32 protein-coding genes and 3 tRNA genes are annotated in these 24,434 nt (G+C 66.2%); 22 read left to right on the forward strand and 13 right to left on the reverse strand.

Annotated features, from left to right (window positions below; all coding sequences use genetic code 11):
* Positions 1 to 9 precede the first annotated feature (9 nt).
* Entirely contained in the window at positions 10 to 1,035 is a 1,026-nt protein-coding gene (locus N440_RS11735) for an NADP-dependent oxidoreductase (protein WP_133935182.1), read from the reverse strand.
* 334 nt (positions 1,036 to 1,369) lie between these two features.
* Between N440_RS11735 and N440_RS11740 the strand changes: the two genes are divergently transcribed.
* The 7 genes from N440_RS11740 (at position 1,370) to dxs (ending at position 7,798) form a co-directional block, all read left to right on the forward strand.
* Positions 1,370 to 1,445: transfer RNA gene (locus N440_RS11740), tRNA-Phe, on the forward strand.
* Between the two features lie 72 nt (positions 1,446 to 1,517).
* Positions 1,518 to 1,593: transfer RNA gene (locus N440_RS11745), tRNA-Phe, on the forward strand.
* A gap of 151 nt (positions 1,594 to 1,744) precedes the next feature.
* Complete coding sequence (locus N440_RS11750) at positions 1,745 to 2,296, forward strand: lipocalin family protein (protein WP_133935183.1); 552 nt, start codon at positions 1,745 to 1,747, stop codon at positions 2,294 to 2,296.
* Positions 2,297 to 2,460: 164 nt separating this feature from the next.
* Positions 2,461 to 2,937: an LEA type 2 family protein gene (locus tag N440_RS11755; RefSeq protein ID WP_133935184.1), complete on the forward strand. Its 477-nt coding sequence runs from the start codon at positions 2,461 to 2,463 to the stop codon at positions 2,935 to 2,937.
* A gap of 64 nt (positions 2,938 to 3,001) precedes the next feature.
* Entirely contained in the window at positions 3,002 to 4,792 is a 1,791-nt protein-coding gene (locus N440_RS11760) for an acyl-CoA dehydrogenase C-terminal domain-containing protein (protein WP_133935185.1), read from the forward strand.
* 327 nt (positions 4,793 to 5,119) lie between these two features.
* On the forward strand, positions 5,120 to 5,785 hold the full coding sequence (locus tag N440_RS11765) for an HNH endonuclease (protein ID WP_006457729.1): 666 nt from the start codon (positions 5,120 to 5,122) through the stop codon (positions 5,783 to 5,785).
* Between the two features lie 105 nt (positions 5,786 to 5,890).
* On the forward strand, positions 5,891 to 7,798 hold the full coding sequence (gene dxs, locus N440_RS11770) for a 1-deoxy-D-xylulose-5-phosphate synthase (RefSeq protein ID WP_133935186.1): 1,908 nt from the start codon (positions 5,891 to 5,893) through the stop codon (positions 7,796 to 7,798).
* A gap of 113 nt (positions 7,799 to 7,911) precedes the next feature.
* On the opposite strand, the gene N440_RS11775 is transcribed toward dxs, so the two are convergent.
* The 3 genes from N440_RS11775 to N440_RS11785 all read right to left on the reverse strand — a co-directional run bounded on the left by N440_RS11775 (position 7,912) and on the right by N440_RS11785 (position 9,644).
* The gene (locus N440_RS11775; RefSeq protein ID WP_005410416.1) at positions 7,912 to 8,115 is read right to left on the reverse strand and encodes a hypothetical protein; all 204 of its coding nucleotides are present in this window, start codon (positions 8,113 to 8,115) and stop codon (positions 7,912 to 7,914) included.
* Between the two features lie 168 nt (positions 8,116 to 8,283).
* Positions 8,284 to 8,844 (reverse strand): DUF3011 domain-containing protein, encoded by a 561-nt coding sequence (locus N440_RS11780; protein ID WP_133935187.1) that lies wholly within the window; start codon positions 8,842 to 8,844, stop codon positions 8,284 to 8,286.
* 128 nt (positions 8,845 to 8,972) lie between these two features.
* On the reverse strand, positions 8,973 to 9,644 hold the full coding sequence (locus N440_RS11785) for a response regulator transcription factor (protein WP_133935188.1): 672 nt from the start codon (positions 9,642 to 9,644) through the stop codon (positions 8,973 to 8,975).
* Positions 9,645 to 9,894: 250 nt separating this feature from the next.
* Between N440_RS11785 and N440_RS11790 the strand changes: the two genes are divergently transcribed.
* From N440_RS11790 to N440_RS11825, 8 genes are all read left to right on the forward strand, one after another.
* Positions 9,895 to 10,611, forward strand: coding sequence for a hypothetical protein (locus N440_RS11790; RefSeq protein ID WP_133935189.1), 717 nt, complete (start codon positions 9,895 to 9,897; stop codon positions 10,609 to 10,611).
* Positions 10,604 to 11,149 (forward strand): GTPase, encoded by a 546-nt coding sequence (locus N440_RS11795; protein WP_243831343.1) that lies wholly within the window; start codon positions 10,604 to 10,606, stop codon positions 11,147 to 11,149. Before N440_RS11790 ends, N440_RS11795 begins: the two co-directional genes overlap by 8 nt.
* The gene (locus tag N440_RS11800) at positions 11,142 to 11,513 is read left to right on the forward strand and encodes a roadblock/LC7 domain-containing protein (protein ID WP_133935190.1); all 372 of its coding nucleotides are present in this window, start codon (positions 11,142 to 11,144) and stop codon (positions 11,511 to 11,513) included. Before N440_RS11795 ends, N440_RS11800 begins: the two co-directional genes overlap by 8 nt.
* Positions 11,514 to 11,612: 99 nt before the next feature.
* Positions 11,613 to 11,939: a hypothetical protein gene (locus N440_RS11805; protein ID WP_197563404.1), complete on the forward strand. Its 327-nt coding sequence runs from the start codon at positions 11,613 to 11,615 to the stop codon at positions 11,937 to 11,939.
* A 127-nt stretch (positions 11,940 to 12,066) separates the two neighbouring features.
* Positions 12,067 to 12,495, forward strand: a complete 429-nt coding sequence (locus N440_RS11810; protein ID WP_243831344.1) for a pilin — start codon at positions 12,067 to 12,069, stop codon at positions 12,493 to 12,495.
* A gap of 169 nt (positions 12,496 to 12,664) precedes the next feature.
* Positions 12,665 to 13,129, forward strand: a complete 465-nt coding sequence (locus N440_RS11815) for a pilin (RefSeq protein WP_133935191.1) — start codon at positions 12,665 to 12,667, stop codon at positions 13,127 to 13,129.
* 85 nt (positions 13,130 to 13,214) lie between these two features.
* The gene (locus N440_RS20560; RefSeq protein WP_133935192.1) at positions 13,215 to 13,670 is read left to right on the forward strand and encodes a pilin; all 456 of its coding nucleotides are present in this window, start codon (positions 13,215 to 13,217) and stop codon (positions 13,668 to 13,670) included.
* Positions 13,671 to 13,814: 144 nt separating this feature from the next.
* Entirely contained in the window at positions 13,815 to 14,354 is a 540-nt protein-coding gene (locus N440_RS11825; protein ID WP_133935193.1) for a response regulator transcription factor, read from the forward strand.
* On the opposite strand, the gene N440_RS11830 is transcribed toward N440_RS11825, so the two are convergent.
* Positions 14,323 to 14,580: a hypothetical protein gene (locus N440_RS11830; RefSeq protein WP_133935194.1), complete on the reverse strand. Its 258-nt coding sequence runs from the start codon at positions 14,578 to 14,580 to the stop codon at positions 14,323 to 14,325. The genes N440_RS11825 and N440_RS11830 overlap by 32 nt on opposite strands.
* A 398-nt stretch (positions 14,581 to 14,978) precedes the next feature.
* On the opposite strand from N440_RS11830, the gene N440_RS11835 reads away from it, so the two are divergent.
* From N440_RS11835 to N440_RS11850, 4 genes are all read left to right on the forward strand, one after another.
* Positions 14,979 to 15,263: a hypothetical protein gene (locus N440_RS11835; RefSeq protein ID WP_133935195.1), complete on the forward strand. Its 285-nt coding sequence runs from the start codon at positions 14,979 to 14,981 to the stop codon at positions 15,261 to 15,263.
* 12 nt (positions 15,264 to 15,275) lie between these two features.
* The gene (locus tag N440_RS11840) at positions 15,276 to 15,509 is read left to right on the forward strand and encodes a DUF1653 domain-containing protein (RefSeq protein ID WP_133935196.1); all 234 of its coding nucleotides are present in this window, start codon (positions 15,276 to 15,278) and stop codon (positions 15,507 to 15,509) included.
* 86 nt (positions 15,510 to 15,595) lie between these two features.
* Positions 15,596 to 16,165 carry a TetR/AcrR family transcriptional regulator gene (locus N440_RS11845; protein ID WP_133935197.1) on the forward strand — a complete coding sequence of 190 codons (570 nt, stop codon included), beginning with the start codon at positions 15,596 to 15,598 and terminating at the stop codon, positions 16,163 to 16,165.
* A gap of 13 nt (positions 16,166 to 16,178) precedes the next feature.
* Positions 16,179 to 16,511 carry an SMR family transporter gene (locus tag N440_RS11850; protein WP_006457753.1) on the forward strand — a complete coding sequence of 111 codons (333 nt, stop codon included), beginning with the start codon at positions 16,179 to 16,181 and terminating at the stop codon, positions 16,509 to 16,511.
* A 22-nt stretch (positions 16,512 to 16,533) separates the two neighbouring features.
* On the opposite strand, the gene N440_RS11855 is transcribed toward N440_RS11850, so the two are convergent.
* Positions 16,534 to 16,707, reverse strand: a complete 174-nt coding sequence (locus N440_RS11855; protein ID WP_006380555.1) for a DUF1328 domain-containing protein — start codon at positions 16,705 to 16,707, stop codon at positions 16,534 to 16,536.
* A 94-nt stretch (positions 16,708 to 16,801) separates the two neighbouring features.
* Complete coding sequence (locus tag N440_RS11860) at positions 16,802 to 17,443, reverse strand: LysE family translocator (RefSeq protein WP_133935198.1); 642 nt, start codon at positions 17,441 to 17,443, stop codon at positions 16,802 to 16,804.
* 155 nt (positions 17,444 to 17,598) lie between these two features.
* Here N440_RS11860 and N440_RS11865 point away from each other — a divergent pair, with 155 nt between their 5' ends.
* Positions 17,599 to 18,291, forward strand: a complete 693-nt coding sequence (locus N440_RS11865; protein WP_133935199.1) for an aspartate/glutamate racemase family protein — start codon at positions 17,599 to 17,601, stop codon at positions 18,289 to 18,291.
* Between the two features lie 24 nt (positions 18,292 to 18,315).
* Here the strand turns inward: N440_RS11865 and N440_RS11870 are convergent, their stop codons facing one another.
* Entirely contained in the window at positions 18,316 to 18,708 is a 393-nt protein-coding gene (locus tag N440_RS11870) for a hypothetical protein (protein WP_040007370.1), read from the reverse strand.
* Positions 18,709 to 18,950: 242 nt separating this feature from the next.
* On the opposite strand from N440_RS11870, the gene N440_RS11875 reads away from it, so the two are divergent.
* The gene (locus tag N440_RS11875; RefSeq protein ID WP_133935200.1) at positions 18,951 to 19,460 is read left to right on the forward strand and encodes a DUF3011 domain-containing protein; all 510 of its coding nucleotides are present in this window, start codon (positions 18,951 to 18,953) and stop codon (positions 19,458 to 19,460) included.
* 86 nt (positions 19,461 to 19,546) lie between these two features.
* On the forward strand, positions 19,547 to 19,996 hold the full coding sequence (locus tag N440_RS11880) for a GNAT family N-acetyltransferase (RefSeq protein ID WP_133935201.1): 450 nt from the start codon (positions 19,547 to 19,549) through the stop codon (positions 19,994 to 19,996).
* Positions 19,997 to 20,061: 65 nt separating this feature from the next.
* Here the strand turns inward: N440_RS11880 and N440_RS11885 are convergent.
* From N440_RS11885 to pheS, 5 genes are all read right to left on the reverse strand, one after another.
* Positions 20,062 to 20,138 (reverse strand) — tRNA-Pro (locus N440_RS11885).
* Positions 20,139 to 20,206: 68 nt separating this feature from the next.
* Positions 20,207 to 20,563, reverse strand: coding sequence for a MerR family transcriptional regulator (locus N440_RS11890; protein WP_005410431.1), 357 nt, complete (start codon positions 20,561 to 20,563; stop codon positions 20,207 to 20,209).
* The gene (locus N440_RS11895; RefSeq protein ID WP_005410432.1) at positions 20,544 to 20,843 is read right to left on the reverse strand and encodes an integration host factor subunit alpha; all 300 of its coding nucleotides are present in this window, start codon (positions 20,841 to 20,843) and stop codon (positions 20,544 to 20,546) included. Before N440_RS11895 ends, N440_RS11890 begins: the two co-directional genes overlap by 20 nt.
* A gap of 27 nt (positions 20,844 to 20,870) precedes the next feature.
* On the reverse strand, positions 20,871 to 23,267 hold the full coding sequence (pheT, locus tag N440_RS11900; protein WP_133935202.1) for a phenylalanine--tRNA ligase subunit beta: 2,397 nt from the start codon (positions 23,265 to 23,267) through the stop codon (positions 20,871 to 20,873).
* 60 nt (positions 23,268 to 23,327) lie between these two features.
* On the reverse strand, positions 23,328 to 24,323 hold the full coding sequence (gene pheS, locus N440_RS11905) for a phenylalanine--tRNA ligase subunit alpha (RefSeq protein WP_133935203.1): 996 nt from the start codon (positions 24,321 to 24,323) through the stop codon (positions 23,328 to 23,330).
* Positions 24,324 to 24,434 lie beyond the last annotated feature (111 nt).

Genomic DNA, 24,434 nt, shown 5'->3' on the forward strand with positions numbered 1-24,434 from the left:
GGCGAACACTCAGTCCAGCTTCACCACCAGCTTGCCGAAGTTGCGCCCCTTCAGCAGTCCTAAGAACGCTTCCGGCGCATTCTCCAGTCCGTCCACCACATCCTCACGGTACTGGATACGGCCCTCGCGCAGCCATTGCGGCATCTCGCGTTCGAAGTCCGGCCACAGGTGATTGAAGTCGTGCACGATGAATCCCCGCACGGTCAGGCGCTGGCGCAGGATCTGGCTGAACAGTGCCGGCAGCCGGTCCGGGCCGGGCTGCTCGACGCCGCGATCGTTGTAGGTGGCGATGGTGCCGCACACCGGAATGCGCGCGAAGTCGTTGAGCAGCGGCAGCACCGCATCCAGCACGTGCCCTCCCACATTCTCGAAGTACACATCGATGCCGGCAGGCACCGCGGCGCGCAGCTGCGCGGCGAAATCAACAGCGCGATGATCCAGTGCCACATCCACGCCCAGCGTCTGCAGATAGGCGCGCTTGGCTTCGCCACCGGCAATGGCGACCACGCGCGCGCCCTGCAGCTTCGCCAGCTGTGCGACGGTTGCGCCCACCGGCCCGGTTGCGGCGGCCACCACCAGCGTCTCACCCGGTTTCAACCGGGCGATTTCATGCAGGCTGGAATACGCAGTGAACCCCGGCATGCCATACACGCCCAGCGCCGTGCTCAACGGCAACCCGGCCGGATCGAGGCGACGCCCAAGTGCCTTGGCCGGCAGCACCGCGTGGGTCTGCCAGCCGCCAGGGGCCAGCACCAGCTCGCCTGCCGACACACCATCGGCCTTCGACTGCAGCACCTCCGCCACAGTCTGGCCTTCCATCACCGCACCCACCGCCACCGGCGCCGCATACGAAGGACCCTCGTCCATGCGTCCCCGCATGTACGGGTCCAGCGACAGGTAGCGATTGCGCAGCAGCACCTCTCCTTCCGCCAATGCCGGCAGTGCGGCCTGCTCCAGGCGGAAGTTCGCCGCGCTCGGTGCGCCCTGCGGACGCGAGGCCAGCACGATGCGGGACGTGGTCGGGGAATCGGACATGGCGGCGGTCTCTGCTGTGGCCAGCATCGGGAAAGGACTGCCGACACTACGCCGCATCGACCGCCCATGGCGGCCACGAAAACAGCGTTCCATTGCCCGGACCCGCGCGCGTCCGGCGCACCCCTTGTCCTTGCAGCTTTGGCGATCGCGGCGACCTGCTGAATTCCACCGCAGGCGATGATCGATTGGCCCGCCCCGCCCCACAACGGAGGATCAAGCACTTGCGAGCGCGCAGACGGCAATGTGAAGAAATCTTGGCAAAACCCTTGCCGAAGACAACCGACCTCCGTAATATACGCCTCCTTGGCAGCGACCTCGCTGCAACGAAACATGTGGCCGAGTAGCTCAGTTGGTAGAGCAGGGGATTGAAAATCCCCGTGTCGGCGGTTCGATTCCGTCTTCGGCCACCACCTTCGAAGGCCTGCAGAAATGCGGGTCTTTTTTTTCCGGAAGCCGCATCCATCGCGGTTGCCGCACAATTTGGCCGAGTAGCTCAGTTGGTAGAGCAGGGGATTGAAAATCCCCGTGTCGGCGGTTCGATTCCGTCTTCGGCCACCACCTTCAAAGACCTGCAGAAATGCGGGTCTTTTTTTTGCCTGAGGCTTGCCATCCGCGTGTGGCCTGGCTCCACTGCACCTGCTTGACGAAACATTTACACGCGGCACGCGTCGCCGCACCTACGCTCCAGACTCCTGCCTGGAGCCTGTCGATGCACCTGCGCCCCGCCCTGCTCGCCTGCCTGCTGCTGGCTGCCGCCCCGGTGCTCGCCGTCGAGCCGGTGCGCGCGGTCGATACCCTGGACATCGATCGCTACGCCGGCCAATGGCACGAGATCGCGCACCTGCCGGTCTCGTTCCAGAAGCAATGCGTCGGCGAGATCACCGCCAACTATGGACTGCGCCGCGACGGCCGGATCAGCGTCACCAATGCCTGCCGCAACGGCGAAGGCGAGCGCGTGGTTGCCGAAGGCGTGGCGCGCCCGGTACCCGGCCATCCCGGCCAGCTGCAGGTGCGCTTCGTGCCGGACTGGCTGAGCTGGGTACCGCTGGTCTGGGCCGATTACTGGGTGCTGGCGCTGGACCCGGACTACCAGTGGGCCCTGGTCGGCGAACCCGGCCGCAAATACCTGTGGATTCTCTCGCGCGTGCCGGAAATGGAGCGCGCACGGTTCGAACAGCTCAAAGCAACGGCCGAATCCATGGGCTACGACCTCGGCCCGCTGCGCCAGATGGCACCGTTGCGGGAATCGCCCGCCGAGTGAACCGCGGCGCGAGCCGCGCACCCGACGTGGACGATCCGGCGCCGCGCACGCCCGGCCGCCATCTTCACGCGCTACCCTCTGCGGCGGGTCGTCACCGGCGATCCAAACAACCATACGCCGTAGTATGCTTATCCCAACGCACCCCCTCCAGAGGACTTGCGCCCATGCTCCACCGTTTCCGTATCGCCTTGATCGTTCTGTGCACTCTCGCCCTTGTTGCCTGCAACAACGGTATCGTCAAGCGTGTTTCGGAACCGGCGGCCAGCCTGCAGCAACTGACCGTGCGCGCCGATGGCAACTGGACCGTGGCCCTGCGCCTGCAGAACTTCAGCTCGATGCCAATGACCTTCGATGACGTTTCGCTGGCGCTGACCGTTGGCGACAGCGACGCCGGTACCCTGCAGGCCAGGCCTGGCATTTCCATCGGCGGCACCTCGGCCGACGTCATCAATGTCGACCTTGTGCCCAGCTCGGCCGCGCGACTGATCGTGGCCGACGCGCTGGCCGGCAACCGCACCCTGGCCTACGGCCTGAAGGGAACGGTGGCCGCCACGCCGCAGGAAAAGAAGCAGCGCAGCTTCGACATCAGCAGCCGCAGCACCCTCAACCAGGCCCCCGGCCTGCCCGGCGTGCTGCGCTGAATCCCCGCTTCCGCCGCGGCGCCCGGCGCCGCTCCCCTGCCCCTGATCAAATCGAGACGTACCGATGAGCAGCTACACCGCCCCGCTTTCCGACCTCCGTTTCGCCCTGCACGACGTGCTCAAGGTCGAACCCCTGTTCGCCCGCCTGGGCTTCACCGATGCCACCGCCGACGTGGTCGATGCCGTGCTGGAAGAAGCCGGGCGCTTCAGCGCCACCGTGCTGGCCCCGCTCAACAGCGTCGGTGACGAGATCGGCTGCGTGCTCGACCAGGCCACCGGCGAGGTGACCACCCCGCCCGGCTTCAAGCAGGCCTACGACCAGTTCGTCGACGGCGGCTGGACCGGCCTGACCGCTTCGCCGGAACTGGGTGGCCAGGGCCTGCCGCACACCCTGGGCGTGCCGCTCAACGAAATGATCAACGCCGCCAACCTGGCATGGGGCAATTTCCCGCTGCTCTCGCACGGCGCCATCGAAGCGCTGAAGCAGCATGGCGAAGCCTGGCAGCACGAGGCCTTCCTCAAGCCGCTGATCGAAGGCCGCTGGACCGGCACCATGTGCCTGACCGAGCCGCACTGCGGCACCGACCTGGGCCTGCTCAAGACCAAGGCCGAACCGAACGCCGACGGCAGCTACGCCATCACCGGCACCAAGATCTTCATCACCGCCGGCGAGCACGACCTGACCGGCAACATCGTGCACCTGGTGCTGGCCAAGCTGCCCGACGCCCCTGCGGGCGCCAAGGGCATCTCGCTGTTCGTCACCCCCAAGTTCAAGGTCGACCGCGACGGCAACGTCGGCGAGCGCAACGCGCTGCGCTGCGGCTCGATCGAGCACAAGATGGGCATCAAGGGTTCGGTCACCTGCGTGATGAACTTCGATGGCGCGCAGGGCTATCTGGTCGGCCAGCCGCACAAGGGCCTGCAGGCAATGTTCACCATGATGAACACCGCACGCCTGGGCGTCGGCCTGCAGGGCATCGGCCTGTCCGAGCGCGCCTACCAGAACGCGCTGAAGTACAGCCGTGAGCGCCTGCAGTCGCGTGCACTCAGTGGCGCCAAGTTCCCGGACAAGCCGGCCGACCCGATCCTGGTCCACCCGGATGTGCGTCGCATGCTGCTGACGGTGAAGTCGCTGGTCGAAGGCAGCCGCCTGCTGGCCCTGCACGCGGCCACCCTGATCGACGTGGCCCACCACGCCGAGGACGCCGCCGAGCGCGAGCGCGCCGACACCCTGGTCAGCTTCCTCACGCCCATCTCGAAGGCCTGCCAGACCGAATGGGGCATCGAGAACACCTACAACGCCCTGCAGTGCTTCGGGGGCCACGGCTACATCCGCGAACACGGCATGGAACAGCTGGCCCGCGATGCGCGCATCACCACGCTGTATGAAGGCACCACCGGCATCCAGGCGCTGGACCTGATCGGGCGCAAGACCGCGTCCAGCCAGGGCGCCGGCCTGAAGCTGATGCTGGCCGAGATCGAAGCCTTCGCCAAGGAACATGAAGGCAACGAGGCGCTGGCCGAGTTCATCGGCCCGCTGCGCGCCAAGGCCGCCGAGTGGGGCGCACTGACGATGGACGTGCTGAAGCGCGCGGCCGCCAACCCGGACGAACTGGGTGCGGCCAGCTACGACTACCTGTTCTATTCGGGTTACGTGGTGCTGGCCTACTGGTGGGCCCGCAGCGTGGCCGCCGCCGATGCCAGCGCGCACGGCGCCGCCTTCGCCCAGGGCAAGCGCGAGACCGCTCGGTTCTACTTCGCCCGGGTGCTGCCGCGCACGCTCAGCCACGCCGCCGCGATCCAGGCCGGCGCCGCCCCGCTGATGGCGATGGATGACGAGCGCTTCGGCGCCTGAGCCCATCCCACCAGTAGATCCACGCCATGCGTGGATGAGGGGTCTGAGACATTTCCTGCGGAAATGGATCCGACCGCGACCTGGCGACCCTCGATCATCTCTCTGGAGAAAAGCCCCCTTTTGTTAAAGGGGGCGCGCCGACAGGCGCGGGGATTAGGAAGAATGCGCGGGCAACCCGGCGCGCCAACGGCGGGCTGGGTTGCTAAAGGGGGCGCGCCAACGGCGCGGGGATTAGGAGGAATGCGCGGACCTGAATTGTTGCGTTTTGGGTGTCGCCCAAGTGGCGATACCCAAAACGCAACAATTCAGGTATAAGCTGTTCTCCCGATGGAGACAGACACTACACGCTTGGGTCTGATCGAAGCCGGAGCTCCGATTTCTGCTCCGGGCGCCGAGGCATCGCCCAACGTCACCCCGCTGCATCGCCCCGGTTCGGTCCGGCTGCTCTCGCTGGATGCCCACGGACGCGTACTGGACTGGATCACCTGGCAGGATGCGGCCTGCCTCTACGCCCGTGAAGCCGTGGCCTGGACGCTGGGTGATCCCTGCCTGCACATCCACGGCGGCACCAACCGCTTCAGCGGCCTGCAGAGCGGCATGGACCTGCACCCGATCATCGCCGCCCGCGGCCACGCCCGCTCCCGCGCGATCGACCCCACGCCGAACCTGACCAACCCGGCCCTGTTCGCCCGCGATGCGCACCTGTGCATGTACTGCGGCCAGCAGTTCAACCGCCCCACCCTCACCCGCGACCACGTCATGCCGCTGTCCAAGGGCGGCCTGGACTGCTGGGAAAACGTGGTCACCGCCTGCTTCCACTGCAACTCGCGCAAGAGCGACCGCACCCCGCAGCAGGCGGGAATGCCGCTGCTGGCCGTGCCCTACCGGCCCAGCTGGATCGAGCACCTGATCCTGTCCAACCGCAACATCCTGGCCGACCAGATGGCCTTCCTGAAGGCGCAATTGCCGAAGCGATCGAAACTGAGCACCTGAACGGCCGAAAATGCAACCCTCACCGTCCTGTCACGGGCGGCGGCGTTTGCTTGCCCCACCCCCGTTTGAGGGCGAAAATGGGCGTTCAGAAAAAGTGCGAACACGATGATCGACTCTGCCCGCTATCCCCGCCTCGCGCGCATCCAGACACCGGATGACCTGCGCACGTTCGACGAATCCGAATTGACGGCGGTCGCCGACGAGCTGCGTGCCTACCTGATCGAATCGGTCGGCAAGAGCGGCGGCCATTTCGCTGCCGGCCTGGGCGTGATCGAACTCACCGTGGCCCTGCACTACCTGTACCAGACGCCGCAGGACCAGCTGGTCTGGGACGTCGGTCACCAGACCTACCCGCACAAGATCCTCACCGGGCGCCGCGACGAGATCCACACCGTGAAGCAGAAGGACGGCGTCGCGCCGTTCCCGAAGCGCGAAGAGAGCGAGTACGACACCTTCGGCGTCGGCCACTCCTCGACCTCGATCTCGGCCGCGCTCGGCATGGCCATCGCCCGCCAGTCCGAAGGCGACGACCGCAAGGTGGTCGCGGTGATCGGTGACGGCGCGATGACCGCCGGCATGGCCTTCGAGGCGCTGATGCACGCTGGCGGCATGGAACCGGAGCCGAACCTGCTGGTGATCCTCAACGACAACAACATGTCGATCTCCGAGGCGGTCGGCGGCCTGACCAAGATGCTCGGCCGTGCCACCGGCAGCCGCACGCTCAACGCACTGCGCGAAGGCGGCAAGAAGATCCTCGGCGACAAGAAGAACAACCCGGCCCGCTTCGTGAAGCGCTGGGAAGAACACTGGAAAGGCATGTTCGTGCCGTCCACCATGTTCGAGGAAATGGGCTTCCACTACACCGGCCCGATCGATGGCCACGACATGCCGGCGCTGCTGTCCACGCTGAAGACGCTGCGCGCCTCCAAGGGCCCGAAGCTGCTGCACGTGATGACCACCAAGGGCAAGGGCTACGAGCCGGCCGAGGGCGACCAGATCGGTTACCACGCGGTCGGCCCGTTCGATCCGGACAAGGGCCTGGTGGCCAAGTCCGGCGCCAGGAAGCCAACCTATACCGATGTGTTCAGCGACTGGCTGTGCGACGCCGCCGCCGCCGAACCGCGCCTGTTCGGCATCACCCCGGCGATGCGCGAAGGCTCGGGCCTGGTGCGCTTCAGCAAGGAATACCCGCAGCGCTATTTCGACGTGGCCATCGCCGAACAGCACGCGGTCACCCTCGCCGCCGGCATGGCCACCCAGGGCGGCAAGCCGGTGGTGGCGATCTATTCGACCTTCCTGCAGCGCGCGTACGACCAGCTGGTGCATGACGTAGCGATCCAGGATCTGGATGTGCTGTTCGCGATCGACCGCGCCGGCGTGGTCGGCCCGGATGGCGCGACCCATGCCGGCAACCTCGACCTGAGCTTCCTGCGCTGCGTGCCGAACCTGGTGGTGATGGCGCCGTCCAACGAAGCCGAATGCCGGCAGATGCTCAGCACCGGCCTGCAGCATCCGGGCCCGGCCGCGGTGCGCTATCCGCGCGGTACCGGCACCGGCGTTGCCGCCGGTACCGACCTGTCCACGCTGCCGATCGGCAAGGGCGAGCTGCGCCTGCAGGGCAGCCGTATCGCCCTGCTCGCCTTCGGCAGCACCGTGTCCGCCGCCGAACAGGTCGGCCGCGAGCTGGGCCTTAGCGTGGTCAACATGCGCTTCATCAAGCCGCTGGACCGGGAACTGGTGCTGGCCATGGCCGCCGGGCACGAAGGCCTGGTCACGATCGAGGACAACGTGGTGGCCGGCGGCGCCGGTTCCGGCGTTGGCGAGCTGCTCAATGCCGAAGGCGTACTGCGCCCGATCCTGCACCTGGGCCTGCCCGACAGCTACCAGCACCACGCCAGCCGCGAGGACCTGCTGGCCGAAGCCGGCATCGACGCGGCGGGCATCCGCGCCGCAGTGCTGAAGCGCTGGCCGCAGCTGGCCGTGGGCAGCCCGCCGCTCAGCGCGGCAGGCTGAGGCCGCTGCAGGCCCGGTGGATCCACGCATGGCGTGGATCTACAAGGGAATGGAGGCCGATCCACGCCCTGCGTGGATGACGCACCGGCAAAATGATCTGGCGCGCCCCGCGCTCAGCCGTAGCTGACCGCTTCCACGAAAGCGCCACTGGCCTCCACGCGCACGGCAGCCCGCTGCCCGGTGTCGACGAAGTGCAGGCGTGCGAGGGTTTCAGCAAAATCGAAGGCGCGGGCACCGTCGCGGAAATCGATCGGCTCCGGCCGATCCGGGTGCAGCACGCGCCACTGGCGCTGCTCGCATTGCAGGCGGATCAACATGCGGCTCACTCCTTGAGACAGCGTATCGACGGGGGCGGGACGGGCGTGCCGATTGCGGCGAGCCTTGTCGCGACGAATCAGGAGCACGCGGAGGTGCCCCTGATCGCAGACGATACGACGTTCAAAATGTGAGCTGTATCAGATTATTCTGATTTTCGAGAGGAACGCTCAATTCACCTGGAACTGGGCGCGGCAGCCGTCGCTCACCCAGATGCCGCGGCGATCCCACCCCCAGGTCTGGCCTTCAATGCACGCGCTGCGCGAATCCTGGCGAACCAGGCGCACGCCACGACGGATACGCGCATCGCAGTATTCCTGGCGATGCCCATTGGAGTGGCAGGCGATCACCTCACCGCCGCCCCAACCATTGCCATTGTTGCCCCAGCCGTTGCCTCGGCCGCCGCCCCAGCCGCCCCGCCGGTACTCGCCGACAAACTCCGCACGGCAGCCCTGGGTGACCCATACACCATTGCGCGATTGGCCCCAGGTCTCGCCTTCCACGCAGGGCGATCCGGACAGCTGGCGGATCATCCGCGCCCGGCCCTCCAGGCGGCACTCGTTGCTGCGGTTCTTGATCGATTCGCAGCGCACGATGCCGCCGCCCTCGCGGCCGCCATAGCGGTCATCGTCATAGCCGTAGCCATAGCTCTGCGCCTGGGCGCCGCCTGCGGCCGCCAGCATTGGCAGCAGGGTGCAGGCCAGGGTGCGCCAGCTGAGTGCCTTGCCCATCGAGATCTCCAGATGAATACGATGGCGCAAGCATCCGGGATTCGCGGCGCGCCGCACAGTGGGAAACGTAACGGCAGTTTTTCCCCCATTCAAACAACCCAACCGGACCTGACTGGACAGACGTGGCCTCATGGACCGCCGTTCTCGGCCCCGCTGCCCATGCCACCGGCATTGCCCAGCCGTTCCTCGAACGCATAGGCGAACAGTTCGGCGTCATTGCTGATGCCCAGTTTCCTCATCGCGGAAATGCGTTGCCGGCTGATGGTACTGACCGTGCGCCGCAACTGCGCGGCGATCTCGGTGATCGAAGGCCCTGACACATACAGCCGCAGGACTTCCAGTTCCTTCGGTGACAGCACCGACAGCGATCGCTCGCGCCCGGCATCCTGCAGGCAGTGCGCCAATTCGGGGTCCAGATAGATCCCACCGCTCAACACGGTATCGACCGCCCTGCGGATGCCATCCACGCCACTGCCCTTGCACACCAGCCCACGCACTCCGGTGCGCATGGCCATGTTCAAGGTGGTGGCATTGGTAACCATGGTGGCCAGGATCACCGGCACCTTGGGGTAATTGCGACGCAATGCCTGCAGCATCGCCTGGCCGTCCGAGCGGCCGCCATCGGGCATCGAAAAATCAGTCACCACCAGATCAACCGGCTCTTCGGCCAACACCGCCAGCAGGCTTTCCGCGCATCGCGCTTCGGCCACCACGCGGTGGCGCCCACCGGCCTCGATCACGATGCGCGTGCCAAGCAGGACCAGTGGATGATCATCCGCAATGGCAATTCGAGTGAGCATGCTGATTACCCGTCAATAGTCACGCCGCAGTGCGCAGCGAAGACGCTAGTAATCATTCCAGGCTACGTCAACTTAACAATCACTCACTGCAATTGATGTCATCGCAGCAGCATCAACCGGCCAATTCCATTAGTTGCAGCCAGCTGCATAAACACGGACGGCACTGCAATTTTCCCAATAGTTTCATTCCAGAAAACCGGGAGCGCCGCTTACATAGTCACCTCCGATCACTCGCTGCACTGGACACCCCATGGTCCGTTTCCGTCGTCGACCTTTTGAGGATCTGCAAGAGCCCTTTGCAGCAGAACCGCTGGCGCCGGCAGCCCTGCCCACCGCCGCGCTGCCGTTCGTACAGCAGTTGCGCCTGCACCTGGCAAGCGACGGCGCGCTGCAACGACGCCCGGCCCATGCCGCGATCATCCATGACGGCGCCACCGTGTGCTGGCTGGATGCCAGGAACGACCGGATGATGACCACTGCACCCGCGCCGATCACGCTGACGCTGCTGCAGAAGCTGCTGGGCGATGCGGACCCTGCGCTCAACCTGGTGCCGGTGACGCAGGATGTGTTCGTGCAGCGTGCGACGGTGTCCAGCAACATTCCACTGCGCCTGACGCTGTGGAACATCGCCCTGGCCACTGCCGGGCAAGGTGCGCCGATGTCGCCCCTGCACGACGGAACCAAGCTGCGCCTTCGGCGCTGGCCGGACTTCCGCATCCTGGCCCATCGTCCCGATCACTTCCGGCTGTGTGCGCTGCTAATCAAGCAGGGCGCATCCGTGCAGGCGTGCTGCGCCATCCTCGACCTGCCGCGCCGAAGCGTGCAGTCGTTCTTCAACGCGGCCTTCCTCACCGCCTACGCCTTTCCCGTCGTGGGCGAGGACGCGCCCGTGCGCCCCTCGCCCACCGACGGCCTCGTCAATCTGTGGCGACAACTTCGCATCCGCTGGAGTGCAGACCGTGCGTGAGCACAAGATCGTAGTGATGGGCCCCCTCGGCGCGGGCAAGTCCACCCTGGTGCAGACCCTGACCCGGGGCAAGGCCGTGGTGACCGAGGCCCGCAATACCGACCCCGCCGTGGGCAAGCAGTACACCACCGTGGCCATGGACTATGGCGACATCGACCTGCCCGGCGGAGACCGCCTGCGCCTGTATGGATCGCCCGGCCAGGAGCGCTTTTCATACATCTGGCCGATCCTGCTGGCCGGTGCCGAAGGTGCGATCGTCCTGATCGATGGCAGCGCCGACGTGGACAGCACGCTGGCCGGGCAGCATCTGAGAGCCATCGCAGACAGCGCACCGGGCCTGCCGGTGGTCATCGGCTTCACCCGATGCGGCAGTACCGATGATCCGGTACAGCCGCACTGGCAGGACTGGTTGCAGGACCATGCACCGCACCTGCCGGCGCTGCCACTGGACCCACGCGACATGGCACAGGCCATCACCGCGATGGATCTGCTGATGAGCCAGATCGAATGCAACGCCATGGCGGTCACCCATGCATGACGCTGGCCGCATTTCACCACTGGACGCGCTGGTACGCGACGTCACCGGCATCCAGGCCCTCGTCGTTGCCAGCACCGATGGTTTCGCACTGGCCCAGGCCGGCCCGCAGGGCCATGTCGCCGATCGCCTGGCCGCGATGACCAGCTCGATGCTCGGCCTGGCCAGTGCATTGGGCCGCGAACTGCACTTCGGTGAGCTCGACACGCTGATCCTCGACGCCGCCGACGGCAAGGTGCTGATGCTCGCCATTCCCGGAACGCAACCGCGCCTGCTGATGACCGCCTGCGACCACCGCTGTGTCATCGGCAACGTGCTCTGGCATGCCAAGCAGTGCGTGCGCGCCCTGGCCGACAGTCTGAACTGATGCATGCCTTTCTCACTGCTCAGACGGCTGTTCACCCCCTCACACCCGCAACGGACCACTGAAATGAATATCGCCATCAACAAATGCCTGGACACGCTCATGCAGATCAACGGCGCGCAAGCCGTTGCCCTGGTCGACTACGAAAGCGGCATGCTGCTGGGTGAAGCCGGCTCGGGCGTGGACATGGAACTGGCGGCCGCAGGAAACACCGAAGTGCTGCGCGCCAAAATGAAGACCGCCGAAGCACTGAACCTCAACGACAACATCGAAGACGTGCTGATCACGCTGGGACGTGCGTACCACGTGCTGCGCCCGGTGTCGGCCAAGAAGGGACTGTTCTTCTATGTGGTACTGGACCGGCAGAAGGCCAACCTGGCCCTCGCACGGCGCATGGTGCTGGACGTGGAGAGTTCGCTGGCGCTGTAGCACGCAGCAACGACAGACAGGGGATGGAAACGCCGGGGCTGCTCTGGGGAGAGCGGCCCCGGCCTGCGAGTGCGCTCTGCACACCCCACCTACCATCGGGAATCCCTGCATGCCAGCTGGATCGTCAGTGCGCCCAGCGCGCGACGTGTCATCACGCTACCCGCCTTGGGCCGCGACGGGCATTACCGTCGCGCTGGTCGCCGTCTACGCGATTCTGTTGCTTGCCCCCGCCGTGGACGGCCGTGCCAGCCGCGTGCGCCTGCGCGATGCGGCCAACGCGCTGGGCAGTGCCATCACCACCGTCGAAGCCAGTTACGCCGCGGGCGATCTCACCTTGACCGACCAGCACCTGGGCTTGCCTGCCAGTGCCGCGTACTGCAGCCATCTGCGTGCCTCGCTGCCGGATACAGGACATGCCGTGCTGTCCTGCGAGCTGCGCGAAACGGCCGCCCTGCGCGGCAGCGTCAGGTGGTCGCGTACCGCTTCCGGGCAGTGGCGGTGCCATGCGCGCATTCCCGGCGTGCGTCCATTTCCGCTGCAATGCCCTGCGGAATGAAAGCGCGGCGTCTGATTATTTGTAAAAAGCAGTTCCAGGCACTTGATCCATTCCATTTTACGAATTGTGGAATATCCCCATCGCGGCATGCGTGATTTTCTAGGGCTGCGCCACGAAGCATCTTTTCGCGGCCATGACCAATGAATCACCCACGTCACAGAGGATTATCATGAATACCGCATTCGGCCCAGGCCCGCGCGCAGGCACACGCGCCTCCCGGCAACAGGGTTTCTCCCTTATTGAACTCATGGTGGTGGTGGCGATCATCGGCATCCTGGCGATGATCGCGCTGCCGCAGTACCAGAAATTCTCGACCAAGTCGAAAGTCGCTGCGGCACTGGCCGAGCTGGCAAGCGGCAAGATTGGCGTTGAAGCGCTGCTGGCTGAAGGTTCAGATCTGAAGAATGTGGACGCAGCGGCACTGGGAATGCCAGGAACCTCCACCAAGAGGTGCTCAAGCTTCGATGTCAGTGTGAACGACACCGGCGAGAGCAATCTCACCTGCAATCTGACGGACGATGCCAATTACGGCACGGGCCAGACGTTGAGCCTGGAGCGAGACCACGAAGGTCGCTGGACATGCTCAAGTTCGATCTATGAGCAGACGGTTTTGCCGGAAGCCTGCAAGGCCTAGACCTTTTGACGCAGGAGCAGGGGCAGCGCATAAGCGAATTGCGGCCCCTGCTTCTTCGCACGCCCGCGAATGACAGGAATCCATCATGGCGACCACCCCCGAATGCCGCAGCACATCGCCCGGCTCAACTCAACGCGGATTTTCACTCATCGAACTGATGGTTGTAGTGGCCATCATTGGCATCCTTGCCATGATCGCATTGCCGCAGTACCAGAAGTTCGCGACCAAGGCGAAATTCACTGCTGCCCTGGCAGAGATTACACCGGGCAAGGCAGGCTTCGAAGTCCTTCTCACAGAGGGGGGCGTCTCGCCAGGCATCCATTACTCAGATATTGGCATCCGCCTTTACACCAAACGTTGCGCCAGAATAGATATCAACCTGGACCCGTCCGATTACTCCCGTGCAGAGATCAGTTGCGCGCTGATGTATGGCGACCAGGACTCGGAAAGGCTGTCACTCAATCGTGATAGCGATGGCGCGTGGAGCTGCACCAGCAACGTCGCCGACAAGAGCCTGCTGCCCAACGAATGCAAAACCTGATCATGGCGCCGCGCCATCCAGGTTTGGCGCGGCTTCAATCGCTGGAATTCGACACGCATGTGATCAAGACCCGCCACAGACAGGCCCACCACATCCTTGCAGCCACCGGGCTGGGATTATCCAGCCACGGACCTCCTCGACCGTATGGATATATTCAACAAGCGGTTCGCAGAGCGCTCTCCAAGCGCCAAGATGCCCGCGCTTCGAACAGTCAATGAAGTTCCGCTTGCTTCAGGCAACGGCATCCGTAATGGATTTGCGTTGCCAGACCCCACCCTCGTCATCGCCGATCCCAACCCCTGGGTGCGTCGTGAACTGGTGCGCAGCGTCCAGCCCCATCTGGATGGCAAGGCGCTGAGCGAAGCCCGCTCGCCTGCCGAGGTTCTGATGCAGATCGCCAACCCGCACTGCAAGGTGCTGGTCATCGATCCATGCATGCCCACCGTAGGCCAGACCGATGGCATGCCGCTGCTGCGCCAGATCTGCTGCCTGCGCAGGGACCTGCTCATCTTGGTCCTGGCCCAGCAACCCCTGCGCCTGCTGCAGGATCGCGCCCTGCCGGCCCAGGTCGGGCACGTCTATGCGAAGACGGTCAACCCATTGTGGCTGTGCCGTTTCATCAGCCAGGCACTGCGCGATGAATCGACTGGCGTTACGCCACTCGCGCAGGATGCAGCCCGCTGACCGGCGCGGCGGCGGCGGGCAGCGCCTCGAAACGCACGGCTTCCACGCTGTTGCCCAGCGCCTCCACGCGCACCGTGCTGCCCTGGCCGGTGCGTCGGTGGTGGGCGCTTGCCCGGCCAACCGCGGCATCGAAAGCGGCGGCGCCGCTGCTGAAGGCTTCGGCCACGCCTGCGGCGGGGTCGAGCAGGGACCACTGTGCGGCACTGCACTTGACGGTGATGACCATGGGAGGCTCCTTGTGGGGAAACGGCGCAGGGGGCGCATGACCCTCTACTGATGACGTCACCGTAGCCAGCCCATCAGCGCGGTCCTATCAGATAAGTACGAAAAACCCTCGCCCGGGTGTCAGAACTCCACGCTCATCACATCCCTGAGCCTGTTTAGCCTGTTCATTCCGTGATCCTTGTCACGGAGTCGGTTCAGCTTCACACTATCGTCACTAACAGGGGCCCCTTCCACATGCGCACCTTCTTCTCGCAGCAGCGCGGGACGCTGCTCAAGTTCTATTTCGTGGCCAGCTATCTGGTACTGATCGAAGAACTGATCCGCGCCGCCATGCATTGAGCGCTTGCTGGCAGCACGGCGCCAGCAGAAACTGTTGCTCCAAGGTATGGAGTTCGCCCGATGAAAGCGCTTCTTCTGATTCCAGCGCTGCTGGTCCTGTCCGCGTGCGCCAACCAGCATCAGGCGGCCGCCAGCGCCGATGCCGCAGCCAGCTCGCCGGCCACGCCAAGGGTCGGCGCTGACCGCGACGCCCATGGCTGCATCGGCTCGGCCGGCTACCAGTGGTGCGAACACAGCCAGCGCTGCGAGCGGCCGTGGGAACTGGCGCAGGCCCAGGGGTTGGCCAATAGCGCCGAAGCGATCGATGCCTACTGCGCGAAGCCGGCCAGTCCGGCGCGCAAGTGAGCCGCGCGCGCCATGGCTGAGCTCAGTCCGCTGCCCGCCCTCGCACCCGGCCGCTACCGCCATTTCAAGGGCGGCGAGTACCAAGTGATCGGCATCGTCCGCAGCAGCGAAACGCTGGAGCCGCTGGTGCTGTACCGCGCGCTCTATGGCGAAGGTGGGCTGTGGGTGCGCCCCTACCCGATGTTCGTCGAGCAGGTTCCCGGCGAACACGGCCCGCAGCCGCGCTTCGCGCGTATCGGCGATTGAATCCCCATTGCCGGCCACGGCCGGCAGTGGCTGCCCGGCACCGGGCCTGCGTTACAATCGTACCGTCCAGTCGGTTTCTTCCCGCCATGTCCGCATCTTCCTCCCGCTCGCGCCGCAAGGCGCCCGACAGCGTGCGCCAGTCGCTGCTGCAGGCCACCATCGACGTGATCGCACGGCAGGGACTGGCCGCAGTGACCGTGCAGGACATCGCACAGGCAGCTGGCGTCAGCAAGGGCGCGCTGTTCCATCACTTCGCCAGCAAGCAGGCGCTGGTCGATGCCGCCATCGCCACGCTCATCGCCGAATTCGAAGCGCAGGTACATGGCCTGATGGCAGGCAGTGCGCAGTACGGCTGCTTCAGCCGCGCCTATGTGCGCGCCAACTTCGACCACCTGCTGCAGCAGGAACGGGTGAACGATATCGGGCTGACCCTGGGCAACATGCTTGAACCTGCGCTGCTTGCGCAGTGGGGCGCCTGGCTGCGGCGCATGCTGGCCGAGTTCCCGGAGGAAGCCGCCAATCCCCGCCTGTATGCGGCGCGCTGTGTTGCCGACGGCTACTGGGCCACCGCCTACGGCCGGCCGCTGGACGAGGAAGAACGCGTCAATGCACTGGCCATGGCCGAGCAGGCCCTGAAGCTGTGCGACCCCCTGTAGGCCGGAGCCCGCGATGAATCCCTACGTCTACCTCGCCGCCGCGATCGTGCTGGAAGTGATCGCCACGTCGCTGCTCAAGGCCTCCGACGGCATGAGCCGGCTGCTGCCCACGCTGGGTGCGCTGGTCGGCTATGGGCTGTGCTTCTACCTGCTGTCAGTGACCATGAAGTCGATACCCACCGGCATCGCCTACGCCATCTGGTCCGGCATCGGCATCGTGCTGATCTCGGTGATCGGACTGGTGGTGTTCAAGCAGCGCTTGGATGCGCCGGCACTGATCGGCATCGGGCTGATCTGCGCCGGCGTGCTGGTGATCAACCTGTTCTCGCGCAGCAGCGCACACTGAGCACGCTGCCGCGCGGCACGCGCTAGCTGACCTTCTTGGCCACGGTCATGCCCAGCAGGAACAGCACCACGGCAATGATGATGCCGGCCCAGAACAGGAACTTGGCGATGCCGACCGCCGCGCCGGCAATGCCGCCGAAGCCGAGCACGCCTGCGATGACGCCGATGATGGCGAAGATGATGGCCCACTTGATCATGTCAAACCTTTCCCCGCGGGGACTGCGTACTGGATGATCAGGCTAGGCCGTGGCCGATGCGGCACTCGTGAACAGGCCGCGTGCGCGGCGTGAATCAGCGCGGGCGGAAACGCAGCAGGGCCACCGCGAACGCCAGGAACACGCTGCCCACCAGCCGCTCGAACCAGCGCCGTGCAAACGGCTTTGCCAGCCAGCGGCGCAGGCCATGGCCGCCGGCTGCATACATCACGTACCAGAACAGCTCGCAGCCGGCGAAGGTAGCCACCAGCACGCTGTACTGCAGTGCCTGGCCGCGCGAAGGGTCGACGAACTGTGGCAGGAACGCCGTCGCGAACAGCAGCAGCTTGGGATTGCTCAGGCCGACCAGAAGTCCCCCGCGGAACACTGCCCATGCGCCGAGTGCCGGCGCGACCGCCAGCCCTGCATCCACGGTCACCGGCGGCGCCGGGCGGCCGCTGTCACGCCATGCCTTCAGCCCCAGCCAGGCCAGGTAGGCCACGCCCAGGTAACGCAGCCCTTCGAACAGCATCGGCGAGGAATGCAGCAGCGCGCTCAGGCCCGCCGCAGACGCGGCCAGCACCAGCAGCATCGCCAGCAGGCAGCCCGCCATTGCCGGCACGCTGCCACGGAAACCAAGCCCGACGCTGCGGCCCAGGATATGCATCATGTTCGGCCCCGGGGTGCCACACAGCACGAACACAGTGGCCAGGAACCACCACCAGGTATGCAGGGCCATCGCGCACATCCACTCCAGAAGACCGCACCAGCATAGGGCGTGCCCGCAGCGCACGGAACATACAGCGCACCGTGGATGCAGTGGTTACAGATTTCCTGGATCGGCAGCCGCGCGCCTTCTGTGCTGCAATGGAGGCCCCTGGCATGGAGCGGTGCATGAAGACCCTTGGCCTGATCGGCGGCATGAGCTGGGAGAGCTCGGCGCAGTACTACCGGCTCATCAACGAGGAGATCCGTGATCGCCTGGGCGGCGCCCACTCGGCACAACTGCTGCTGTGGTCGGTGGATTTCGCCGGCATCAAGCAGCTGCAGCACGACGGCGACTGGGATGCGCTGGGCGACCACATGGCCGATGCCGCACGGCGCCTGCAGGCCGGCGGCGCCGATCTGCTGCTGATCTGCACCAACACCATGCACAAGCTCACTGACCGCATCGAAGCGGCCTGTCCTCTGCCGCTGCTGCATATCGCCGACCCGACCGCGAACGCGATCGTGCAGGCGGGTGCGCGCAGGGTGGGCCTGCTCGGCACCGCCTTCACCATGGAGCAGGACTTCTACCGTGGGCGGCTGCAGGAGCACTTCGGCCTGGAGGTGCTGGTGCCCGATGCCGAAGATCGTCGCAGCGTGCACGACATCATCTACCAGGAACTGATCGCCGGCGTGGTCAGCGAGCAGTCACGGCAGGTCTATGCCGCGGTCATCGCGCGCCTGGTCGCGCGCGGCGCGGAAGCGATCATCCTCGGCTGTACCGAGATCATGCTGCTGGTGCGACCGGAGGACAGCGCCGTGCCGTTGTTCGATACCACCACCCTGCATGCGCGGGCCGCGGTGGACGCGGCACTGGCCTGACCCCACCTGCAATGCGGCGCGGAATCAGTCCGCGCCCTGCACTTCCAGCGCGGTGATCAACCAGTCGACCACCGCCTGCGAATCGCACAGGAAGAAGATGGCATCGCCGGAGCGCGCTTCGGTGAGCAGGCGATACACCGTGATCGCCACCGCCGACTGGTTGGCGATGAACACTTCCGGGCTGCGCGGCCCTTCGCTGTGCCCGGCCACGGCATGCAACGCCTTGCGCGCAGCCACGGTCGTGGCCGGGTCCGCGCTGCGGGTCAGTTCCGGCCCGCGCAGGCCCCACGCAATGAACACATGCTTGCCCTTGAACGTGGTGTCCAGGACCTGCACCTCGGCGCCGGTGTCGGCCGAGCGATGAATGACAGTACTGCTGATCAACGCAACCCCCTGTGGTCGTCGTGGTCCGCGCATCCTCCCCCACAGGCCGCCCGCACACCAGTGACGGCAGCCGCAGGCTGCGCCGACAGGCGTGGAAGACATGTAAGAAGGTGTAAACCGATGCGATCGGATGTGCAGCGATGATACGGGATGTAAGCCTCTGCATGGGCCCGCGCGTACTAGTAAACCCCCACTGAGCCCGTTCCGGAACGGTGCGTTCCGGCGGCCCGGGGCTGGGTCATTCTTGCCGCCCGATCCCCCACCCGAGGCCCCTGATGACCCACCGCCTGCTGTTGCCGATCACCGCCGCCGCGCTTGTCCTGCTGCTGGCTGCCACCACCGTGGCCGCCCAGGATTACGACACGGATCACATTCCAGTGCTGCGCTGCGAATCGCAGTTCAACAAGACCCAGCAGTGCGCCACCGAAGGCCCGATGCGGTTGGCCCGGCAGCTGTCGGTTACCCGCTGCGTGGAGAACCAGAACTGGGGCCAGCGCCGCCGCATGCTCTGGGTCACTGACGGCTGCCGCGCCGAGTTCGTCGCCGACGAGTACGGTCGCTGGCCCCGGCGCGGTCGCGATCGCGATCGCGACGACGAGGGCGAACGCCTGGTCTGCGAGTCGTACGAGAAGAAGGACAAGGAATGCCGCATCCGCGTGCGCCACGAAGTGCGCCTGGTCAAGCAGAAGTCGGTGACGGCCTGTGTCGAGGATCGCAACTGGGGCTGGGACCGCCGCGGCATCTGGGTCAGCGACGGCTGCCGTGCCGAGTTCCGGGTCTATTGACTGCCGAGCACGTGCTGGCTGCGGCGGATCAGTGATCGCAACCGGCGTGACCGATAGACTGCATGCAACCGCCCGAGGAACGATTGATGACATCGCCGGATCCCGCCACGACGACGCTGCAGATCCGCGACGCCCGCCCCGCCGATGCCGCCGCGCTGGTCGCGCTGGACAGCGTGGCGGCACATGATCCGCGACGGGCGACGCAGATCGACCGGTGGCTGGCGCAGGGCCATGTGCACGTGGCCGAGCAGGATCGCGTGGCTGTCGGCTACCTGGTCATCCATCACCACTTCTTCGGCGAAGCCTTCATTGAAATGCTGATGGTGGGCCCGGCACGGCGCGGCCAGGGCATTGGTGCCGCCCTGCTTCGCCACGCCATTGCGCGACGCGGCGGCGGCAAGCTGTTCACCTCCACCAACAGCTCCAACAGCAGCATGCAGCGCCTGCTTGCTGCGTCGGGCTTCGTCGACAGCGGCATCGTGCACGGATTGGACGAGGGCGATGCGGAACGGATCTACCGCTTCGCGGGTGATTGATCGCGTTTCGCCACGCGCACAAAAAAGCCCACGCATCGCTGCGCGGGCTTCTTGATCCATCACAGTGGTCGGGACGGCCGGATTCGAACCGACGACCCTCTGCCCCCCAGGCAGATGCGCTACCAGGCTGCGCTACGCCCCGACTGATGCTGCGATGTTCCCGCCAGTGCGGCGGGCCGTGAAGTATAGCGGATTACGAAGGAAATGGGATCAGCGGCGCAGCAACTGCAGCACTTCTTCCAGCTCCATGCGCACCTGCTTGATGATCTGGTTGCTCAGCGCCGATTCCTCGCGGGCATCAGGGCCGTCCAGGCGCAGGCGTGCACCACCGATGGTGTAGCCCTGTTCGTACAGCAGGCTGCGGATCTGCCGCACCATCAGCACGTCGTGGCGCTGGTAGTAGCGGCGGTTGCCTCGGCGCTTGGCCGGCTCAAGGCTGGGAAACTCGGTTTCCCAGTAGCGCAGGACGTGCGGCTTGACGTCGCACAGCTCGCTGACTTCACCGATGGTGAAGTAGCGCTTGGCCGGGATCGGCGGTAGTTCGCGGTTACTGCCCGGATCCAGCATAAGCTTCCACCCTCTCCTTGAGCTTCTGGCCCGGACGGAAGGTGACCACCGTACGGGCGGAAATCGGAATTTCCTCGCCGGTCTTGGGGTTGCGACCCGGGCGCTGGTTCTTGCGCCGCAGATCGAAATTACCGAAGCCCGACAGCTTCACCTGACGTCCCTGTTCCAATGCTTCACGCAGCACATCGAAAAACGCGTCGACGAATTCCTTGGCTTCCCGCTTGTTCAGACCGACTTCGTCGAACAGCTTTTCCGCCATCTCCGCCTTGGTCAATGCCATTGCCTGCTACCCCCGAGTGCTGCCCGCTCAGCCGCGGATCCGGGCGTGGTGTTCACGCTCGATGGCAGTGACCGCCTCGGCCACCACCGCATCCACGTCGCGGTCCGTCAGAGTGCGCGACTTGTCCTGCAAAATCAAGCCCATAGCGAGACTCTTGAATCCCGGCTCGACGCCCTGGCCGACATAGCGGTCGAACAGGTTCAGGTCGCGCAGCAGCGGCCCGGCGGCCTGGCGGACGGTGGCGGCCAGATCGGCCCAGGCCACCTGTTCAGGCACCAGGAACGCCAGGTCGCGGCGCACCGCCGGGTAGCGCGACAGCTCGCCGGCACGCGGCAGGCGGCGGGCGGTCAGCGGCTCCAGGTCCAGCTCGAAGGCATAGACATCGGCCTCGATCTCCATCGCCTTGGCCAGGCGCGGGTGGATCTGGCCGATCCAGCCGATCGCCACGCCATCGCGCAGCACCTCGGCCGAACGCACCGGGTGGCCGTAGGCACGGGCCGACGGGCGGAACTCCAGCTGCGCGCCACTGGCGGCGGCCAGCGACTCCAGGTCGCCCTTCAGGTCATGGAAATCGACCTTGCGGCTCGGCAGGCCCCACTGCACCGCCTGCGCATCGCCACAGACCGCCGCGGCCACGCGCGGGGTTTCGAGCGGTGCCGGCCGGCTTTCGCCGGGCGACGCGTCGCCGGCCTGCTGGGCGAACACCCGCCCCAGCTCGAACAGGCGCACCCGACCCAGCTGACGGGCGGCATTGCGGCCGAGCGTGGCGACCAGGCCCGGCAGCAGCGAAGGGCGCATCACCGCCAGTTCGGCCGACAGCGGGTTGGCCAGCGGCACCAGGCCGTCGCGCAGCTGCCACTGGGTCAGCAGCGCGTCGTCGACGAAGGCGAAATTGACGGTTTCCTGCTGGTCACGGGCGATCAGCTGGCGACGCACGCTCAGCGCATCCAGCTGGGTCTCGCTCGGCATCGCCACGCGCGAGGCACCGCCCGGCAGCGTGGTCGGGATCTGCTCGTAGCCGTGGATGCGGGCCAGCTCCTCGATCAGGTCTTCCTCGATGGCGATGTCGAAGCGGCGGCTCGGCGCGGCGACCTGCCAGCCCTCGGCCGTCGCGCTCACGTCCATCCCCAGCGCGCGCAGGATGCGCTCGACTTCAGCGTCTTCGATGGTGATGCCGAGCACGCGGGTGATGCGCGCGCGGCGCAGCACGATGGTTGCCGGCTGCGGCAGATCGGCCTCACGCACGGCCTCGGTGACCGGTGCCGGGGTGCCGCCGGCCAGGTCCAGCACCAGGCGGGTGGCGTATTCGATGGCGGTGCGCGGCAGTGCCGGATCGACGCCGCGCTCGAAGCGGTGGCCGGCATCGGTGTGCAGGCCCAGCTTGCGGCCACGGCCCATGATCGCGGCCGGCGCGAAGTGCGCGGCCTCCAGGAACACGGCGGTGGTGGCGTCGGTGACGCGGGTGTCGAAGCCGCCCATCAGGCCGGCCAGGCCGACCGCGCGGTCAGCGTCGGTCACCACCAGGAAGCTGTCGTCCAGCGCCGCATCGCGGCCGTCCAGCAGCTTCAGCGTCTCGCCGGTACGCGAACGGCGCACGGCGATGCTGCCCTGCAGGGTGCCGAGGTCGTAGGCATGCATCGGCTGGCCCAGCTCCAGCATCACGTACTGGGTGATGTCGACCAGCAGCGACACCGGGCGCACGCCGCTGCGGCGCAGGCGCTCGGCCATCCACAGCGGGGTCTTCGCCGCAGCGTTGACGCCCTCGATGACACGGCCAAGGTAACGCGGCGCTTCGGCACCGGCATCCAGCTGGATCGACAGTTCACGGCTGCCGACGGCCGCAATGGCGTCGGCGGCGAAATCCAGCACTTCGCTGCGGGTGGCGGCGGCGACGTCGAAGGCGATGCCGCGCAGGCTGAAGCAGTCGGCGCGGTTCGGGGTCAGCTTGATCTCGATGCTGGCATCGGGCAGGCCCAGGTACTCGACCAGGGCCTGGCCGACCGGAGCGTCATCGGGCAGTTCCAGCAGGCCGGATGCATCGTTGTCCAGGCCCAGTTCCTTGGCCGAGCACAGCATGCCGTTGGACTCGACGCCGCGCAGCTTGGCCGGCTTGATCTTCAGTTCGCCGATCTGCGCACCGACCATCGCCAGCGGCGCGACCAGGCCCGGGCGCGCGTTCGGCGCACCGCAGACGATCTGCAGCAGCTCGCCCTGCCCGGCATCTACCCTGCACACCTGCAGGCGGTCGGCTTCCGGATGGCGGACGGCCTCGACGATGCGCGCCACGACCACGTGATCGAGACCTTCGCCCAGCGCGGTCACCTCTTCCACTTCCAGGCCGATGGCGGTCAGCACCGCACTCAGTTCATCGCGCGAAGCGCTGGTCGGGACGTGGCTGCGCAGCCAGTTTTCGGAGAATTTCATGGTGTCACCCTGGTGGGCCCGGCGCATGCGCCTGGGCCTGCGAATTTGGAAGCTGTCGTTTTACGCGAACTGTTTCAGGAAGCGCACGTCGTTCTCGAAGAACGCGCGCAGGTCGTTGACCCCGTAGCGCAGCATCGCGAAGCGCTCCACGCCCATGCCGAAGGCGAAGCCGGTGTAGCGCTCCGGATCGATGCCGACGTTGCGCAGCACGTTCGGATGCACCATGCCGCAGCCGAGCACTTCCAGCCAGCGGGTGCTGCCATCGGGCTGCTGCCAGGCGATGTCCACTTCCGCACCCGGTTCAACGAACGGGAAGTAACTGGGGCGGAAGCGCATTTCGAAATCGCGCTCGAAGAAGGCGCGCACGAACTCGGCCAGCGTGCCCTTCAGGTCGGCGAAGGTCGAATGCTCGTCCACCAGCAGGCCTTCCACCTGGTGGAACATCGGCGAGTGGGTCTGGTCACTGTCGCTGCGGTACACCTTGCCCGCGGCGATCATGCGCAGCGGCGGCGCGTGGTCGCCCATGTAGCGCACCTGCACACCCGAGGTATGCGTGCGCAGCAGGCGGCCGTCGCCGAAGTAGAAGGTGTCATGCATCGCGCGCGCCGGATGGTGCGGCGGGAAGTTCAGCGCCTCGAAGTTGTGCCAGTCGTCCTCGATTTCCGGCCCTTCCGACAACTCGTAGCCCAGGCGGCCGAAGATGCCGGTGATGCGCTCCAGGGTGCGGGTGATCGGGTGCAGGCCGGCGCGATCGCCGTTGCGGCCTGGCAGGGTGATGTCGATGGCTTCGGCCGCCAGGCGCGCATCCAGTGCCGCGTCTTCCAGCAGCGCCTTGCGCTCGCCCAGCGCGCGGGTCAGCGCATCGCGGGCCTGGTTGATGGCTTCACCGGCAGCCTTGCGCTCGTCGGCCGGCAGGGTGCCGAGCTGCTTGAGCTGCGAGGTGATGCTGCCACTCTTGCCAAGCAGGGCCACGCGCAGCTGTTCCAGCACGTCGGGGCTCTGTGCGGCGGCCACATCGGCCAGCGCCTGGGTGGTGAGGGATTGGATGTCGCTCATGGGGGGCCGGAACTCCAGTCGATCTGCCATCGCGATGCGCGAAGGGCCGACCCCTGTCGCCACCGCCGTCCCTGCGCTGCCGCTGTGGCCGCGCCGGGACCCAAAAAAGAA

The sequence above is a fragment of the Stenotrophomonas sp. CC22-02 genome (assembly GCF_004365115.1).
GTDB lineage: Bacteria > Pseudomonadota > Gammaproteobacteria > Xanthomonadales > Xanthomonadaceae > Stenotrophomonas > Stenotrophomonas forensis.